The organism is Massilia putida, from assembly GCF_001941825.1.
Taxonomy (GTDB): domain Bacteria; phylum Pseudomonadota; class Gammaproteobacteria; order Burkholderiales; family Burkholderiaceae_D; genus Telluria; species Telluria putida.
The window spans coordinates 5,075,701-5,092,205 of sequence record NZ_CP019038.1 but is presented as its reverse complement, the minus strand read 5'-3'; the positions used below and the strand labels follow the sequence as shown (position 1 = coordinate 5,092,205).

The 16,505-nt window shown below is 67.0% G+C and carries 18 protein-coding genes; 10 read left to right on the top strand and 8 right to left on the bottom strand.

Annotation, left to right across the window (positions count from 1 at the left end):
• Positions 1 to 29: 29 nt before the first annotated feature.
• Genes BVG12_RS24850 through BVG12_RS24840 form a run of 3 tightly spaced genes read right to left on the bottom strand, consistent with a single transcriptional unit; the run spans position 30 to position 2,728 of the window.
• Positions 30 to 590, bottom strand: a complete 561-nt coding sequence (locus BVG12_RS24850; RefSeq protein WP_218921030.1) for a nucleotidyltransferase family protein — start codon at positions 588 to 590, stop codon at positions 30 to 32.
• On the bottom strand, positions 590 to 1,474 hold the full coding sequence (locus BVG12_RS24845; protein WP_075794720.1) for a dienelactone hydrolase family protein: 885 nt from the start codon (positions 1,472 to 1,474) through the stop codon (positions 590 to 592). Before BVG12_RS24845 ends, BVG12_RS24850 begins: the two co-directional genes overlap by 1 nt.
• 48 nt (positions 1,475 to 1,522) lie before the next feature.
• Positions 1,523 to 2,728, bottom strand: a complete 1,206-nt coding sequence (locus BVG12_RS24840; RefSeq protein WP_083685389.1) for an acyltransferase family protein — start codon at positions 2,726 to 2,728, stop codon at positions 1,523 to 1,525.
• 133 nt (positions 2,729 to 2,861) lie between these two features.
• On the opposite strand from BVG12_RS24840, the gene BVG12_RS24835 reads away from it, so the two are divergent.
• From BVG12_RS24835 to ggt, 3 genes are all read left to right on the top strand, one after another.
• Positions 2,862 to 3,458, top strand: coding sequence for a glutathione S-transferase (locus BVG12_RS24835; protein WP_075794719.1), 597 nt, complete (start codon positions 2,862 to 2,864; stop codon positions 3,456 to 3,458).
• An 83-nt stretch (positions 3,459 to 3,541) separates the two neighbouring features.
• On the top strand, positions 3,542 to 3,937 hold the full coding sequence (locus BVG12_RS24830; RefSeq protein ID WP_075794718.1) for a hypothetical protein: 396 nt from the start codon (positions 3,542 to 3,544) through the stop codon (positions 3,935 to 3,937).
• Positions 3,934 to 5,688: a gamma-glutamyltransferase gene (gene ggt, locus BVG12_RS24825; RefSeq protein WP_075794717.1), complete on the top strand. Its 1,755-nt coding sequence runs from the start codon at positions 3,934 to 3,936 to the stop codon at positions 5,686 to 5,688. Before BVG12_RS24830 ends, ggt begins: the two co-directional genes overlap by 4 nt.
• Positions 5,689 to 5,924: 236 nt before the next feature.
• On the opposite strand, the gene BVG12_RS24820 is transcribed toward ggt, so the two are convergent.
• The 4 genes from BVG12_RS24820 to BVG12_RS24805 all read right to left on the bottom strand — a co-directional run bounded on the left by BVG12_RS24820 (position 5,925) and on the right by BVG12_RS24805 (position 8,978).
• A complete protein-coding gene (locus BVG12_RS24820; protein ID WP_075794716.1) occupies positions 5,925 to 6,506 on the bottom strand; it encodes a TerD family protein in 582 nt (193 codons plus the stop codon).
• 65 nt (positions 6,507 to 6,571) lie between these two features.
• Positions 6,572 to 7,267 (bottom strand): TIGR00266 family protein, encoded by a 696-nt coding sequence (locus tag BVG12_RS24815; RefSeq protein WP_075794715.1) that lies wholly within the window; start codon positions 7,265 to 7,267, stop codon positions 6,572 to 6,574.
• Positions 7,268 to 7,296: 29 nt separating this feature from the next.
• Positions 7,297 to 7,872: a TerD family protein gene (locus tag BVG12_RS24810; RefSeq protein WP_075794714.1), complete on the bottom strand. Its 576-nt coding sequence runs from the start codon at positions 7,870 to 7,872 to the stop codon at positions 7,297 to 7,299.
• Positions 7,873 to 7,910: 38 nt separating this feature from the next.
• Positions 7,911 to 8,978, bottom strand: a complete 1,068-nt coding sequence (locus tag BVG12_RS24805) for a DUF475 domain-containing protein (protein WP_075794713.1) — start codon at positions 8,976 to 8,978, stop codon at positions 7,911 to 7,913.
• Between the two features lie 120 nt (positions 8,979 to 9,098).
• On the opposite strand from BVG12_RS24805, the gene BVG12_RS24800 reads away from it, so the two are divergent.
• Together BVG12_RS24800 and BVG12_RS24795 are read left to right on the top strand one after the other, a co-directional pair.
• Positions 9,099 to 10,010, top strand: a complete 912-nt coding sequence (locus BVG12_RS24800; RefSeq protein ID WP_075794712.1) for a LysR family transcriptional regulator — start codon at positions 9,099 to 9,101, stop codon at positions 10,008 to 10,010.
• 48 nt (positions 10,011 to 10,058) lie between these two features.
• Positions 10,059 to 11,405, top strand: a complete 1,347-nt coding sequence (locus BVG12_RS24795; RefSeq protein WP_075794711.1) for a hemolysin family protein — start codon at positions 10,059 to 10,061, stop codon at positions 11,403 to 11,405.
• Here the strand turns inward: BVG12_RS24795 and BVG12_RS24790 are convergent.
• Positions 11,402 to 12,226 (bottom strand): helix-turn-helix domain-containing protein, encoded by an 825-nt coding sequence (locus BVG12_RS24790; protein ID WP_075794710.1) that lies wholly within the window; start codon positions 12,224 to 12,226, stop codon positions 11,402 to 11,404. The genes BVG12_RS24795 and BVG12_RS24790 overlap by 4 nt on opposite strands.
• An 83-nt stretch (positions 12,227 to 12,309) precedes the next feature.
• Between BVG12_RS24790 and BVG12_RS24785 the strand changes: the two genes are divergently transcribed.
• The 5 genes from BVG12_RS24785 (at position 12,310) to BVG12_RS24765 (ending at position 16,488) form a co-directional block, all read left to right on the top strand.
• Entirely contained in the window at positions 12,310 to 12,927 is a 618-nt protein-coding gene (locus tag BVG12_RS24785; protein WP_075794709.1) for a glutathione S-transferase family protein, read from the top strand.
• Positions 12,928 to 13,048: 121 nt separating this feature from the next.
• Positions 13,049 to 13,525: a nuclear transport factor 2 family protein gene (locus BVG12_RS24780; protein WP_075794708.1), complete on the top strand. Its 477-nt coding sequence runs from the start codon at positions 13,049 to 13,051 to the stop codon at positions 13,523 to 13,525.
• 40 nt (positions 13,526 to 13,565) lie between these two features.
• Complete coding sequence (locus BVG12_RS24775; protein WP_229503710.1) at positions 13,566 to 14,591, top strand: sensor histidine kinase; 1,026 nt, start codon at positions 13,566 to 13,568, stop codon at positions 14,589 to 14,591.
• A complete protein-coding gene (locus BVG12_RS24770; RefSeq protein WP_075794707.1) occupies positions 14,588 to 15,343 on the top strand; it encodes a LytR/AlgR family response regulator transcription factor in 756 nt (251 codons plus the stop codon). The genes BVG12_RS24775 and BVG12_RS24770 overlap by 4 nt, the downstream gene beginning before the upstream one ends.
• Positions 15,340 to 16,488, top strand: coding sequence for an acyltransferase family protein (locus BVG12_RS24765; protein ID WP_075794706.1), 1,149 nt, complete (start codon positions 15,340 to 15,342; stop codon positions 16,486 to 16,488). The genes BVG12_RS24770 and BVG12_RS24765 overlap by 4 nt, the downstream gene beginning before the upstream one ends.
• Positions 16,489 to 16,505: the final 17 nt, after the last annotated feature.

Here is a 16,505-nt window from a genome sequence, read left to right as displayed (position 1 = left end):
ACCTTCGGGTGCCTTTGTTTTTTCCGGGGTCAGCCCTGCGTCTCGATCTTTAGGCCGGGCCAGTCGCGTTCCCAGTTCTTGGAGCGGATACGGTCCAGATAAACGGCATGCTTCTCGCCGAGGAAACGCCGGGTGGGCCTGACGATGAGCCCAAAAAGATCGTCCAGTCCCAACGGCGCCGCGACCTCGATCTCTCCCCGCGCGGCGAGCCGGACGGCGACGGCCGTCGCCGTCTCCGGCCAATGGCGCATCGCGTCCACGGCGGAGCGGTACGGCCGGTCCCCGTTACGAGCATGCATGCGCGCCTGGTTCTTGACGGACCATGCGGACGTGCCATCGCGGTCCCGCAACGCCGTCTCCAGCGCGGCATCGCGCTCCGCACCGCACGCAGCCGGATCGAACCAGATCACATCGATATCCTGCGGCAGCGGCGAGGACGCGCGCCGGTGCGCGTGGTCCCACACACGGTTGCGCACGAACCCGGCGGCGACCCAGCAATCGGGCAGGCCGAGGTCGCGCACGATGCGCAGCACGCGCATGCGCCGGTCGTCGGATGCGATCAGCGCCTGCAGTTCAAGCACACGTTCCACTACCCCAGCTTCGCCTTGAAGAATGCCATCGTCCGTTCCCACGCGAGCTTGGCGGCCGCCTCGTCGTAACGGGGCGTCGTATCGTTGTTAAAACCATGTTCCACGCCCGCATAGACGAAGTGCCGATAATCGACGTGGTTCGCCTTCAGCGCGGCTTCGTAGGCGGGCCAGCCGGCCAGGATGCGCTCGTCCTTGCCGGCATCGTGAATCAGCAGCGGCGCGCGGATGCGGGCGACGTCGGAGGCCGGCGGCTGCATACCGTAGAACGGCACCACGGCGGCCAGGTCCGGCAGTTGCGTCGCGAGGTAGTTGGCGATACCGCCGCCGTAGCAGAAGCCGACCACGCCGACCTTGCCCGTGCCCTGCGGCAGCTCCGCGAGCGCGTGGGCGGCGGCGATGAAGTCGGCGCGCGTCTTCGCCTGGTCCAGCTTGGGGAACAGTTCTCTCGCCTTGTTCTCGTCGCCCGGATAGCCGCCCAGCGGGTACAGCGCGTCCGGCGCGAACGCGGCATACCCCTCGAGCGCGATACGGCGCGCGATGTCCTCGATGTGCGGGTTCAGGCCGCGGTTTTCGTGCACGACCAGGATCGCCGGCAGCTTCCCCTTCGCGTGCGCGGGCTCGGCCAGGTAGCCGTGCACCTTGCCGTAGCCCTGCGGCGACGGGAAGTCGATATAACTCGTCTTGAGGCGTGCGTCCAGCGGGGCGACGAGCGGTGCCGCGAACGACGGCGACAGCTGCGCCAGCAGCGTGGCGGCCGTCGTGCCGCCCGCCGCATAGCGGCTCGCGCGCGACAGGAAATCGCGGCGCGACACGCGGCCGTGCACATAGCCGTCGAACAGTTTCAGTACGTCGGGGTCGAAATCCGCTGCGGTCAATCGCGTCATCTGCTGCCTCCGGTCGGTAGAAAATGAACGCTAGCATACGCCGGTTTTTCAGATCCGGATGACGATGCGCCGCTTGTACAGCTGCCACAACCCCGCCCCCAGCACGAGCAGCAGCACGGCCGAATACGCGGCCGATGCGATCCGCGCTTCCGGAATCGCGCGCGCCAGCCACCCTGCCAGCAGGTCGTGCCCGCTGCCCGCGCCCAGCGGCAGCTGCATCGTCGTATCGATCAGGGTGATGCCGACGAAGGCCAGCGTCGCATTGGTGCCGAACGCAAGGATGGGATGCGTCCACGCGGGCGCCTCGCGGCCGGGCGGCACGAGGCGTATCAAGACGAGCAAGACCAGCAGCGTGAAGCCGCCGGACAGCAGGGCGAAGCTGGGCGTCCACAGCTTCTTGACGACGGGAACGAGCGGATCGAGCAGGAAGCCGGCCAGCAGGCAGGCCATGCCGGCGATGGCGAGGGCCGCCAGGGTGGCGCGCCGGTGCGACCGCGTCAAGAGGACGGACGCCGTCACGCCGAACAGCATGTTGACGAGCGCGCCCAGGGTGGCCACGAGTCCTTCCGGATCGTACGTGACGATATCGCCCGTCCGGCCCCACGGCCACAGGTGCGCCACGCCAAAGACGGCGCGATCGACGACGGCCGGCAGCGAGTTGGCGGAATCGAAGCACGCGTGGCCGCAGCCGGGCGCGTCCCACGCGAGCAGCAGGTCCGCGTAGCCCACCAGCAGCACGACGATGGCGATCACCAGCGTGGACACACGCAAGCCATCGCGCCGCAGCGCCAGCACGCATCCCGTGCCCACGATGGCATAGCACAGGCCGATGCGCTGCAGGATGCCCGGCAGGCGGACGTGCGCGACGTCGAAGCCCGGCAGCAGATTCAGCATGACGCCCAATGCGATGAGCGCGGCGGCGCGGCGCAGCACGTGGCCGGCGAGGGCCGCCCTGCCCCGGCCCTCGCGCCGCCGCAGCGCGTACGGCAGCGCGGCGCCCGCGCAGAACAGGAAGGCGGGGAAGATCATGTCGGCGATGGCGAAGCCGCGCCAGTCGGCATGCGTCAGGAACGCGAAGCGGTGGTCCCAGCCGCCCGCATACGCGACCATGATCATGCCCATCACGGCGAGGCCGCGCAGCAGGTCGATGGCGATCACGCGCGGCGTCCGTGCGATCGCATCGGGCTGCGCGGCGGCAGCCTGCGGCGGCGTGCCCGCCGCGACGCTGGAATCGAAACGTACCGGCTCGCCCATCGTATCCTCCGCTCATGAAAACGATTTCAAATATCCGCCGGCGACGGGGTCGGCGTCAAGTCCTATTGCATAATCAGCAGCGTTAGCCCAAAGGCAATAAAATGAAAGACCACCGCCCACCACAGGAGATTCCATGCAACTCATCGGCATGCTCGATTCGCCCTTCGTCCGCCGCGTCGCCATCTCGTTCGACCTGCAGGACATTCCGTTCGAACACAAGGCGCTGTCCGTGTTCCGCAACTTCGACGAATTCGCCGCGATCAATCCGACGGTGAAGGCACCGACGCTCGTGCTGGGCGACGGTTCCTTCCTGATCGATTCCACGCTGATGCTCGAGTATGCCGAGGCACTGACGGGCCGTTCGCTGCTGCCCGCCGCCCCGGCCGCGCGCGCGCAGGCGCTGCGCGTCATCGGCCCGGCCCTGGCCGCATGCGAAAAGACGGCGCAGGTCGTCTACGAATACACGTTGCGCCCGCAGGAGAAACAGCACCAGCCCTGGCTCGACCGCGTGCAGCAGCAACTGCTTGCCGCGCTCCGCCTGGTGGAGGCAGAAGCGGATGGGTTCGACATCGACGCCCTCGACCAAGCCGCCATCACGGCCGCCGTCACGTGGTCGTTCGTCCAGCTGATGGTGCCGCAGATCGTCTCGAGCGCCTATTTCCCGCGCCTGGCCGCCTGGGCCGCGCGCGCGGAAGCGCTGCCCGTGTTCCGCCGCTATCCGATCACCTGATCATCCTCCGGTCGAGGCCGAATCGCGCCGGCCTCGACTGGCGATTTTGCTATGATTGGCGGTATGCTAATAAAGGACGCTCGATGAAGCTGCTGCGCCGGCCCGCCGTGTTGTTGATGACTCTCCTGGCCGGCTGTGCCGCCGCGCCGCTGCAGGACGCCGTGTATCCGCTCCGGCCCGAACAGAGCGTCGCCCTGGCGCGCGGCCTCGTCCTCACATACGACAGCTTCAGCGACAGCCGCTGCCCCGCGAACACCCGCTGCGTCTGGGCCGGACGGCTGATCTTCCGCTTCCTCATCGACGGCCCGGACGGCGTCGAAGAATTCACGCTCGGCCCCGACCAGCCGACGGCCGCGCCGGCATCGCTGCACGGCGCCCGCGTCGTCCTCGACACGTCCGCGATCCCGCCCGCGCGCGCGGCCAGCCTGCTCCGGCCCGGCGACATCATTCCCGTCACGCTCAAAATCACCGCCAAATGACCACTTCCGTCAAAGCCCTCACCTGCGGGCTGATCCTCTCCATCGTCCTGACGCCGCCACTCGCATTCGCCAAGACCCCGGTCGCCACGGGCACCGGCGGCGCCGTCGCCACGATCAGCGAAAAGGCGTCGGCGTCCGCGCTCGCGATCCTCAACCAGGGCGGCAATGCCATCGACGCGGCCGTCGCCGCGGCGGCCACGCTGGGCGTCACCGATCCGTTCAGCTGCGGCATCGGCGGCGGCGGCTTCATGGTCGTGTACCTCGCCCGCGACAAGCGCGTGATCACGATCGACCACCGCGAGACCGCGCCCGCCTCGTTCAGCCCCGGCGTCTTCCTTGACAACGGCAAGCCGATCGATTTCGACACGGCCGTCGCGAGCGGCGCGTCCGTCGGCGTGCCGGGCACCGTGCGCGGCTGGCACGAGGCGCTGGAACGCTACGGCACGATGTCGTTCAAGCAGGTGCTGGCGCCCGCGATCCAGGTCGCGACGAAAGGCTTCCCCGTCAGCGAGACCATGCACGGATTGATCGTCGAGAACGAGAAAAAATTCGGTATGTTCGACACGACGAGCCGGCTGTACCTCAAGAACGGCAAGGCGCTGCCCACCGGGTCGATCGTCCGGAATCCCGACCTCGCCAAGGCCTACCGCGAGCTCGCCGCGAAAGGGTATAAAACGTTTTACGAAGGTCCGCTGGCACGCGCCGTCGTCGATGCCGTCAACCGCCCGCCCGTCGCGGCCGGCATCCAGGTCCGGCCCGGCACGATGACCCTCGCGGACCTCGCGAACTACGAGACACGCATCCGCCAGCCGATCCGCTCCACCTACCGCGGCTACGACGTGTACGGCATGCCGCCGCCCAGCAGCGGCGGCGTGACGGTGGCCGAGGCGCTGAACATCCTCGAAGGCTTCGACCTGAAATCCATGCCCCGCGCGAACGTCGAGCACCTGTACCTGGAAGCGAGCCGCCTCGCCTTCGCCGACCGCAACGCCTATGTGGCCGATCCGGAATACGTCGACGCGCCCATCGAAGGCATGCTGTCGAAACAGTTCGCAGCGCAGCGCCGCTCGCTGATCCGGCCGGACCGCGCGGCCGGCATCGTCCCGGCCGGCGACGCCTTCCTGTACGAGAACGACAAGAGCTTCCCGCTACGCCCGCAGCAGGACATGATCATGCGCGAGGGCACGCACACGACGCACCTGGCGGTGTCCGACAAATGGGGCAACGTCGTCGCCTACACGTTCACGATCGAATCGTGGGGCGGCAGCGGCATCGTCGTGCCGGGGTACGGCTTCCTGCTGAATAACGAGATGACGGACTTCGACTTCACCGGTCCGGCACCGAACATCCCCGAAGCCGGCAAGCGCCCGCGCAGCAGCATGGCGCCGACGATCGCCCTCAAGGACGGCAAGCCCGCCTTCACCATCGGCAGCCCGGGCGGCGCCACGATCATCACGACGGTGCTGCAGACGATCGTCAACTACATCGACCTCGGCATGCCCATGGACCAGGCCATCGACGCGCCGCGCCTGTCGCAGAGGAACGGCAAGGAGACGTCGGTCGAACCGGGCTTTATCGGCACGCCGCAGGCCGAGGCGCTGGAAAAATTCGGCCACAAGTGGGAAGCGAAGCCGGAAGAAATCGGCGCGGCCAACGCCATCGTGTTCAATCCGGACGGCACCGTGACGGCCGTCAGCGAAGGCCACCGCCACGGGATCGGCACCGCGCTCGTGCAAAAGCGCGGGCACTGACTGCGCCATCCGCCCCGCCGGGAAGGCCGGCGGCGCGGCCGGCATGCGGCGCCGGTCGAGCCGCAATTGCACGGCGCAGATTCATTTAGTAACACCTGCGCCGAGGTAGTTCTCCGTCAAGCGATATTTACAAAAAAAGACGGCCTCACGAGGAGGCCGTTAAAGGGCGTGGGCGCCAAGCCGCCCACGTTGGATCCGCGGACGGAGACGGGTCCGCGGGGACGACAAAAAAACGATTACAGGTGCGACACGATCAGGGGCATGAGATCGTCGAAGGTGCGGCCGGTGCCGTTCTCGCCGATCGCGTGCATCTTCCACTCGCCGTTATGGCGGTACAGCTTGGCCATGATCTGGGCCGTGTGCGAGCCTTGCACGGACAGGTCGTAGCGCGCGATCTCCTTGCCGCTGTTGGTGTCGAACAGGCGGCAGAACGCGTTCTGCACCGTCGAAAAATTCTGGCCCGTGAAGCTGTTGACGGTGAAGACGAGCGATTTCACGTTGACCGGGACCGTGCGCAGGTCGACGACGATCTGCTCGTCGTCGCCATCGCCGGCGCCGGTGCGGTTGTCGCCCGTGTGCGTGATGCTGCCGTCGCGGCTTTTCAGTTGCCGGAACCAGACCACGTCCACCGGGCGGTTGGCATCGTCGAACATCACGACGGACGCGTCCAGGTCGACGGCTTGGCTCTTCGCGCCGAAGCCGAAGAATCCGCCGGACTTCGCCACGTCCCAGCCGAGGCCCATCGTCACGCGGGACAAGGCGCCGCCGGCTTCCTTCTCCAGCGAGATCTTCTGGCCCTTCTGCAGATTGACTGCCATGTTTATTACTCCTTTCATGGGACCTCGCAAACCGCGACGGTTTTCGAGGTGCCCCGATTGTTGTGTCAGCGCCCGGGCGCCTGCATCCACGCCTTGAACGCGGCGCGGTTGCGCGAACAGACATAAATCTTGCCGCGACCGGAGAAGCGCAGGACGATGCCCTCGCCGCTGGTCTGGCTGTTGATCAGGTTACCGAGGAAGCCGCCGCTGGTGCCGATCGTGATCGAGACCTCGTAGTGCAGCGTGCTGTCCCAGGCGACGACGTGCGAGTTGTCGATGATCGCGTCCTTGCCCGGTTCCACCTCCAGCACGCTCATCGACCCGAATCCCGACACGACGACCTGTCCGCTGCCCGAGGTCTCGGTCACGAAAAAGCCGCCGCTCTGGGCGAACAGTGCGTTGCCCAGGCTCTGGGTGCGCACGCGCAGATCGACGCTTGACGCGGCCGCGACGAACGCGCCGTCGCTGATGATGTACTGGTTCGGGCCGCAGTCGACCACCTGCATGGCACCGGGCAGCGTGGGCGACAAGAGGCAGTCGCCGTCGCCGCGCGTCGCTTCGATGTGCTGCTGGAAGAACGACTCGCCGTTGGCGAAGGTGCGCATCAGCGCGCTGCCCAGGCCCCCCTTCATCTTGCCCTTGAGGTCGAGCGTCGATTCCATCATGACCATCGCATCCGATTCGCAGTAGATGGTCTCGCCGCGCTTGAGCGACACATGGAGAAAAGGGTCGACGTCCCCGGTCACGGTAAACACTGGCATTTGCTGGCTTCCTTTCAGGACGGCGAGGGTTAGACGTTCACGCCATAGTTCTTGGCAAGGGGGCCGAGGCCGCCGTTGAAACCCTGGCCCACCGCGCGGAACTTCCAGTCCGCGCCGTTACGATACACCTCGCCAAAGATCATGGCCGATTCGGTCGAACCGTCTTCGGACAGGTCGTAGCGGGCGATCTCGCTGTCGTTCGCGGCATTCACGCAGCGGATGAACGCGCGGCTCACCTGGCCGAAGTTCTGGCGGCGGACATCACCTTCGTGGATGGTCACGGCCAGCACCACGCGGTCGACATCGGCCGGCACTTTGGAGAGATCGATGCTGATCGTCTCATCGTCGCCCTCGCCGGCACCGGTGCGGTTGTCGCCCGAGTGCACGACCGAGCCGTCGGCCGACCTGGCGTTGTTGTAGAAGATGAAGTCGGCATCCGAGCGGACCTTGCCCGACTGGTTCAGCAGGAACGCGACGCCGTCCAGGTCGAACGCGGCGCCGTCGGTGGCACGGACGTCCCAGCCGAGGCCCAGTTTCAGGCTGGACAGGCCCGGCGCTTCTTTCGACAGATTGACGTTACCGCCTTTTTGCAAGCTGATTGCCATGATGGTTCTCCTTCAGAGTTTTAAAAGTACGTCTTCAATTACGCCTCGACCAACTGCTCTTTATGCGTACCCAACGCTTCCTGCTTCTTGCGATACCGGATCGACGACCACACCGAGGCACCGATGAAGGCGACACCCGCAAGACCCGTCACGAGCTCCGGCACGTGGAACTTCATACTGGCCAGCATGATCAGGGCCAGGATGCCGATCGCGTAGTGGGCGCCGTGTTCCAGATACACGAACTGGTCGAGCGTGCCCTTCTCCACCAGATACACCGTCAGCGAACGCACGAACATCGCGCCGATGGCGAGGCCCAGCATGATGATCACGACGTCGTTGGTGATCGCGAAGGCGCCGATCACGCCGTCGAAGCTGAACGACGCATCCAGCACTTCCAGGTACAGGAATCCGCCGATGCCGCCGCGCTTGACCATCTCGCCGACGTCGCCGCCGCCCTCTTCCGACTTCTCGAGCATGTTCGACAGCACGTCCACGCCGACGTAGATCAGGATGCCCCACAGGCCCGACATCAGCACGACCATCTTCTGCGCTTCCGGCACCAGCGACAGGCTGGCCATCAGCGCGCCGATCGCGATCATCACGGAGATCGACGACACCTTGCCGAGCGATCCGAGCTTCTCTTCGAGATGGCCGAGCCAGTGATGCTCCTTCTCTTCATCGAACAGGAAGTTCAGGAAGACCAGCAGCAGGAACATGCCGCCGAACGCCGCCACTTCCGCGTGGTGGTTCGTCAGGTGCATCGAGTACTGCTTCGGATCCTGCAGCGCCATGTTCCACACGTCCATCAGGCCCAGGTCGGCCGCCACCGCGACGATCACGAGCGGGAACAACAGGCGCATGCCGAACACGGCGATGATGATGCCCACGCCCAGGAACAGCTTTTTCCAGAACGGATCCCAGGTCTTCAGCACGGACGCGTTGACCACCGCGTTGTCGAACGACAGCGACACTTCCATCACCGCCAGGATCGCGGCGATGCCCATCGCGGTCAGCGCGCCGGCCACGCCGGCATGTTCATAGCCCCACCAGGCCGAGCCCAGCAGGCACAAGGCCGTGACGATGAATGACACTCGGAAATGCTTCATTCTTCTCCCCTTCCGGGATGTATGTTGTTGACAAGGCGCAGTGTAGGGGTGATGATCCAATCAAAAAAGCGAAGATAACTTGAGAATTACTTCGCAAAAACCTGCGTTATTCACGTGATAATGAAAACCGACATCAACTTCCGGCACCTGTATTACTTCTGGGTCGTGGCCAACGAAGGCGGCATCACACGCGCCGCCGAGCGCCTCGGACTCGCCGTGCAGACGGTCAGTTCGCAGCTCGCGTTGCTCGAACAATCGCTGGGCAAGACGCTGTTCGCGCAGCAGGGGCGGCGCCTCGTGCTGACGGAGGCGGGCCGGCTGGCGCTGGGCTATGCCGACCAGATCTTTTTGCTGGGCGAGCAGATGCAGGAAGCGTTGAATGAATTCGACAGCGGCCGCACCCGCCTCACGGTGGGCATCTCGGACTCGCTGCCGAAGCTGTCCGCGTACCGCATGCTGGAGGCGGTCACGCGCATGGACCGGCCGGTGCGCATCGTCTGCTACGAAGACCAGTTCGAGGCCCTGCTGGCCGACCTCGCCCTGCACAAGCTGGACGTCGTGCTGACGGACCGCGAGGTGCGCGCCGGCGCGACATTGAAGGTGTTCAGCCACCAGCTGTTCGACAGCGAGATGGTGGTCGTGGGCACGCCCGTGCTCGCGCAGCGCTACGGCGGCGCGGGCGACGGCTTCCCGCAGAATCTGAACGGCGCGCCCTTCCTGCTGCCGGCACGTAATAATGCCCTGCGCGGCAAGATCGACGAATGGTTCGTGCAGCACCACGTGCGGCCGGACGTGGTCGGGGAGTTCGAGGACAACGCCCTGCTCAACACGTTCGGGCGGCGCGGCCTCGGCCTGTTCTTCGCGCCGGCCGCGCTGGCGGACGACGTGGCCGAGCAATTCGGGGCCGTGCGCGTGGGATCGGTGCCGAGCGTGCGCGAACAGTTCTACATGATCTCGAGCGACCGCAAGATCATGCATCCGGCGGTCGAGGCCATCCTCGCGGCGTCGCAAAAAAACGCGGCGGCGGCCTGACCGTTACAATGCAGCTCGGCTTCCGCCTTTAGATCGAACATACTGTTTATGCAAAATGTATTACTCGTCGTTCTCGCCCTGCTGCTGGTGGCCCTGAACGGCTTTTTCGTGGCGGCCGAATTCGGCATCGTCACCCTGCGCAAGACCCGTGTACGCGCCATCGCCAAGACGGGCGGCCTGCGCGGACGCATCCTGTTCAAGGTCCACAGCCAGCTGGACGCCTATCTTTCCGCCTGCCAGCTGGGCATCACGCTCGCGTCGCTGGGCCTGGGCTGGGTCGGCGAGCCTGCCTTCGCCAACCTGCTGGAACCCGTGTTCGCGCTGGTCGGCGTGACCAGTCCCCAGATCATCCACGGCGTGTCGTTCGTCGTGGCGTTCAGCGTGATCTCGTTCCTGCACATCGTCGTGGGCGAGCTGGCGCCGAAGTCGCTGGCGATCCGCGTGCCGGAAGCGGTGGGCCTGTGGAGCGCCGTGCCGCTGTACGGCTTTTACTGGGCCATGTACCCGGCCATCTGGCTCCTGAACGAAAGCGCGAATCTCGTGCTGCGCATCGCGGGCCTGTCCGGCGTGGGCAGCCACGAGACGCATTATTCGAACGACGAACTGAAGATCATCCTGCGCGCCAACACGGGCACGCCGGGCGAGCGCTTCACGCACGACGAGCGTCACATCCTCGCGCAGTCGCTGGAGTTTTCGCAGCACACGGTGTCCGACCTGATGCGGCCCATTAACGAGGTGAGCGCGCTGTACGCGAGCCGTACGCTCGAACAGAACCTCGACACGATGCGCCGCAACCGCTTCTCGCGCTACCCCTATTTCGACGAGGACGGCGAGGAAGTGCTGGGCGTGATCCACTTGAAGGATCTGTTCTTCGCCGAGCAGTCCGGCAAGCACGTCGACGACCTGACGGAATACCTGCGCCCCGTCGACCTGATCTCGGCGCGCACGCCCGCGATCGAACTGTTCCGCCGTTTCCGCGGCGGCGCCCCGCACTTCGCGCTGATCGGCGAAAAGGGCAAGCGCCCTGTCGGCTTCATCACGCTAGACAACCTCTTGGGCGCCATCGTCGGCGAGATCCGCGACGAATTCCGCCTCAACGAAAACGACTGGCTGCCGCAGGGCGACGGTACGTTCATCGGCAAGGCGAGCCTGCCGATCGTCTCGCTCGAACGCGTGCTCGGCATCGACATCAACAACGAAGAGATGGGCCTGGACGAAGTCGAATCCGTCGGCGGCCTGCTGATGGCCAAGTTGGGGGACATTCCCAAGCAGGGGCAGCGCATCGAGTTTCCGAAGTTCGACGTCGTCGTCAAGAAGACCAACGGGCCGCGCATCCTGCTCGTGAAAGTGATTCCGCAGCTGGAGCGTGGAGCCGACGAGGACGATCTCGATTAAGTGGCCGCCGCCCGCCGCGCTTCCTCCCGATACCGCCCCGGCGACTTCCCCACGAGTCTGCGGAAATCCGACGTGAAGTGGGCCTGGTCGAAATAACCGAGATTCTGCGCGAGCTCGGCCAAATCGAGGTCGTCACCCTGCGCCAGGCGGTCCGCCGCCTCGTGCAGGCGGAAACGCCGGATCACCCATTTCGGGCTCACGCCCACATACTCGCTGAACAGCTGCTGCAGGCTGCGCACGCTCATGCGCGCCTGCTCGGCCAGCGCCTCCACCTGCGTCAGGCCGGGCGTCGACTCCACCGCCCGCAGGATGGCCGCGATCCGGTCCACCTGCGTATCGGGCGCGGGCAGATGGGGGCGCAGCAGCGCGCCCGCCGCCTCGATCATCGCGGCGTCATCCGGCGTGTCCAGCACGGCGTCCTGCGCCGCCGCCTCATCCCACGGGAAGACGGCGGACAACGGCAGCACCTGGTCCGTGATCGTGTGCAGCGGCCGGCCGAGAAAGGCGTGGAAGGCACCGGGCCGGAAGCGCAGGCCGCATACCTTGCCCGCCCCTTTCAACTCGTAATCGAACGGGCCCGTCGTCAGCCCCCAGATGCCGGTGCGGGCGCGGTCGAACACGACGTGCACGCACGGATAAGGCAAGGTGCGCTGCGTGTACGGGGGCCGGCCCTGCAAGTCCCATTCGACGACCCAGTAATGGTCGAGGAAAGGCGCCAGGTCGGGCTGCGGCAGGTAGCGTCCGAGGCGGAACATCTTGCCGGCGAGCGCCGGGGCGACGACGCCCTTGGCGCGGTCCGTGACGGTGGGTGGCGTGTTCATCGGACCATTTTAGCGCGCGTTTTTCCAAGACGGTGAACGATCCATCGTCCACACTGGAACCTCTTTGCCATCACGAGGATCCCATGAACCTGACCTTGTTCCACGCTCCAAACTCCCGCTCCGGCGCGGCCCGCGTCCTGCTCGAAGAACTCGGCGCGCCGTACGAACTGCACGTGCTGAATCTAAAGAAAAACGAGCAGCGCGCGCCGGACTATCTGGCCATCAACCCGATGGGCAAGGTCCCCGCCATCCGCCATGGCGACGCCCTCGTCACGGAGCAGCCTGCCGTCTTCATCTACCTGGCCGACCTGTTCCCGGAAGCGGGCCTCGCGCCGGCACTCGGCGATCCGCTGCGCGGCCCATACCTGCGCTGGCTGGCGTTCTACGGCTCGTCGTTCGAGCCGGCGATCAACGACCTGGCCATGAAGCGCGAGCCCGCGCCGCCGATCATGTGCCCGTACGGCGACTACGACACCATGCTGGCCACGTTGACGGCCCAGCTGCGCGCCGGCCCATACCTGCTGGGCGAGCGCTTCTCCGCCGCCGACATCCTGTGGGGTACGGCCCTCGGCTGGATCACGATGTTCAAGCTCGTGCCGGAACTGCCCGAGGTCATGGCGTACATCGACCGCGTCGGTTCGCGTCCGGCCGCGCGCCGGGCCGCGGAAGCGGATGCGCTGCTGGCGGCCGCGCAGGGTTGATCACACCGCCCGTGCGAGCGCCGTCACCGGTTCGCAGCAGGGCGTGCACGGTCCGGCGCAACGTGCTGGACCCGCGCGCATGGCGATCCTATCGTGGCGTCTTTCCACTTCGGAGACCGTCATGCGCACTCTTCTGGCTATCATCCTTGCCGCCTGCCTCGCCGCACCGGCCCACGCCGCCGCCGCCGACACCGACACCGACGCCATCCGGCAGGTCGTGCACCAGTTCCAGTCCGCCATCGTCGCCCGCGACGGCAAGACGCTCGGGTCGCTGTTCGTGCAGGACGGCGGCAGCTGGCTGTCCGTGCTCGACGACGCGGCATACGCCGACGCGAAGGCCCGCAATCCGGCCGCGAAAAAGCTGATGCCGTCGACGTGGCAGAAGTTCGCCGACTTCGTGCAGCACAGCGCCAAGCCGATCGAGGAACGCTTTTACGACGTGCGGATCGACACCAACGGCGCCGTCGCCTCGGTGTGGTTCGACTTCGACTTCCTCGTCGACGGCAAGGTCACGAACCGCGGCAGCGAGACGTGGCAGCTCGTGCGCGCCGACGACGGCTGGAAAATTCAGGCGATGCTGTATTCCGTCGACCGCTGACGCGGGCTAGAATGACCGATTCTCCGTGCCCGCTACTGCCGTGAAAGAAGACACCCCACTGCTCGTCCCCGTCCTCGCCGCGCTGCCGGTGTTCGCCTGCATGACCATCCTCGGCCTGCCGGCCATCGGCCACGGCCATGCGGCCACGTTCCGGGCACTGTTCTTCGTCGCCTGCGCCGCCTGGACCGTACCGCTGGTCCTGCTGCAGCGCGCCCTGTGGCGCCAGGGCCGCGCCTGGTGGACGATGACCCTCGTCCTGCTGGGCGCCTCGTATGCGATGTCGGTCGCGAACGCGATGCTGGGCCAGCGGCTGGCCATCGCGCTCGGGCTGGAGACGGGCTACCACTGGGGCGATCTGGTGCGGGGCCTGGACGGCTGCTGGCTCGCGCTGGTCGCGTTCTGCGCCATGCACGCGGTGGCCGTGTACTACCTGTCGCTGCAGCGCACCCGCCTGCGCCTCGCGCAGGCGCTCGCGGATGCGCGCGACGCCGAGCTGCGCGCGCTGCGCCTGCAGGTCAATCCGCACTTCCTGTTCAATACGCTGAACGCGGTCTCGGCGCTCGTCGCGGCCGGCGCCAACCGCGACGCCAACCGCATGCTCGCCCGCGTGTCCGATTTTCTGCGCGCCACGCTGGCGCACGACGGCCGCCACGAACACACGCTGGCCGAGGAACTGGCACTCACGGAAGCCTACCTCGACATCGAAAAGGCGCGCCTGGGCGAGCGCCTGCAACTGACGATGAACGCGGGGCCGGAGCTGCTCGACGCGTTCGTTCCCTACCTGATGCTGCAGCCACTCGTCGAGAACGCGGTCCGCCACGGCATCGCGCCGCTGACGGCGCCCGGCCGCATCGACATCCGCGTCGCGCGTGCCGACGGCGACCTGCGCGTCGACGTGCGCAACGACGGCGCCCGGCCGGCGGTCCAGGAAGGCGGCATCGGCCTCGCCAACGTGGCCGGACGCCTGCGCCACCTGTACGGCGACGCCCAGCGCGTCGACGCGGGCTGGCGCGACGACGGCCGTTTCCACGTGAGCCTGACGCTGCCGCTGCGGATGGCCGCATGATGCGCGTGGCGATCGTCGACGACGAACCGCTGGCCCGGCTGGCCGTGAAGGTCCGGCTGGCGCGCCACGCGGACATGGACGTCGTCGCGGAATTCGGCGACGGCGACACGGCCGCCGCCGGACTCCCGGCCGTCCGCCCCGACCTCGTCTTCGTCGACGTCGAGATGCCGGGCAAGAGCGGCCTCGATCTGCTCGCCGCCCTGCCCCGCGCGCAGCGGCCGATGACGATCCTGCTCACGGCCCACGACAATTTCGCCGTGCGCGCGTTCGACCTGGCCGCCCTCGACTACCTGTTGAAACCCGTCGACGACGAGCGCCTGGACGAAGCGCTGGACCGCGCGCGCCTGGCCTTGCCGTACCGCGGGCCCGTCGGCGCCGCGCCCGCCGCGTGGACGCGCAGCTTCGCCGTGCGCGTCGGCACGCGCACGGTCATCGTCGACGCGGCCGACGTGGAACGCATCGAAGCCGACGGCGACTACGCCACCCTGCACGCAGGCGGCAAGACCTGGCTCGTACGCGAACGCCTGCAGGCGCTGGCCCTGCGCCTCGATCCGGCCCGGTTCCAGCGCGTGCACCGATCAAGCATCGTCCGCCTGGACGTCATCGCCGAACTGCGCGCGCTGACCAACCGCGACGCCCTGCTGCGCCTGCGCGACGGCACGCTGCTGCGCGCGAGCCGCACCTACATGCCGGCGCTGACGGAAGCGCTGGCCCGCCGTAGTCATCCACCTCATCTTTCGAACATCGCATGAACGCATCCGCTTCCGTTCCACGCCTGCGCGGCCTCGACCTGCTGCGCGCCGCCGCCATCGTGCTCGTCCTCATGACCCACTACTCGGGCTTCGTAAGCGGCCAGGCCACGTTCGGCGTCGTCGGCAAGGTCGGCTGGGCCGGCGTCGACCTGTTCTTCGTGCTGAGCGGCTACCTGATCGGCAACCAGCTGCTGGCACCCGCCGCGCGCGGCGAAGCCCTGTCGCTGAAGGCGTTCTTCGTGCGCCGGCTGCTGCGCACGCTGCCCAATTACTACGTCGTGCTCGCGGTGTACTGGTTGTTCCCCGGTCCGCCGCTCGGCGGCTCAAGCATGGCGGCGCCGTGGCGCTTCCTCACGTTCACGCAGAACCTCGGCCTCGCGTACGGCCAGACGTTCACGCATTCCTGGTCGCTGTGCATCGAGGAACAGTTCTACCTGCTGCTGCCCCTCGTCGTGCTGGCGCTGGCCCGCATCGGCTTTCCTGTCCGGCTGGCGTGGGCGCTGCTTATCGGCGCCGTCGCGGCGGGCATGGCCACGCGCGCCGCGGCGTTCGCGCTGCACGGCCACGATGCGTTCATGGCCGAAGTCTATTATTCGAGCTTCTGCCGCGCCGACGAACTGCTGCCCGGCGTCGCCATCGCCCTGCTGCGCAACTTCCATCCGCAGGTATTCGCACGGCTGCTGCGCCACGCGAACGCGCTGTGTGCCGCCGGTCTCGCCATGAGCGTCGGCGTCCTCACGTGCATCCGCCTCGACTGGCCGACCACGCTCGTCACCTCCACATTCGGCTTCTCGCTGGCCGCGCTGGGCTTCGGCCTGCTGACCCTCGCGGCCCTCGCGCCGCACTGCATCCTGAACCGCCTCGACATCCCTGGCGCGCCGCAGCTCGCGCTGTGGTCGTATGCCGTCTACCTCGTGCACAAGCCCGTGTTCATGGCGCTGCGCCCGCAGCTGGAGCGGCTGCACGTGGATGTCGACGCACCGGTCACGGTCGTCGCCGTCATGGCCGCGGGCATCGCGGGCGGCTGGTTGCTGTACCGCTGCGTCGAGCTGCCGTTCATGCGCCTGCGGGCGCGCTGGACCGGCACTCACGGCGCCACTCATACCACCGAATCTGCATTCCATCGCACGGCCGACGCCAAGTAGACCGGACGGGCCTACAG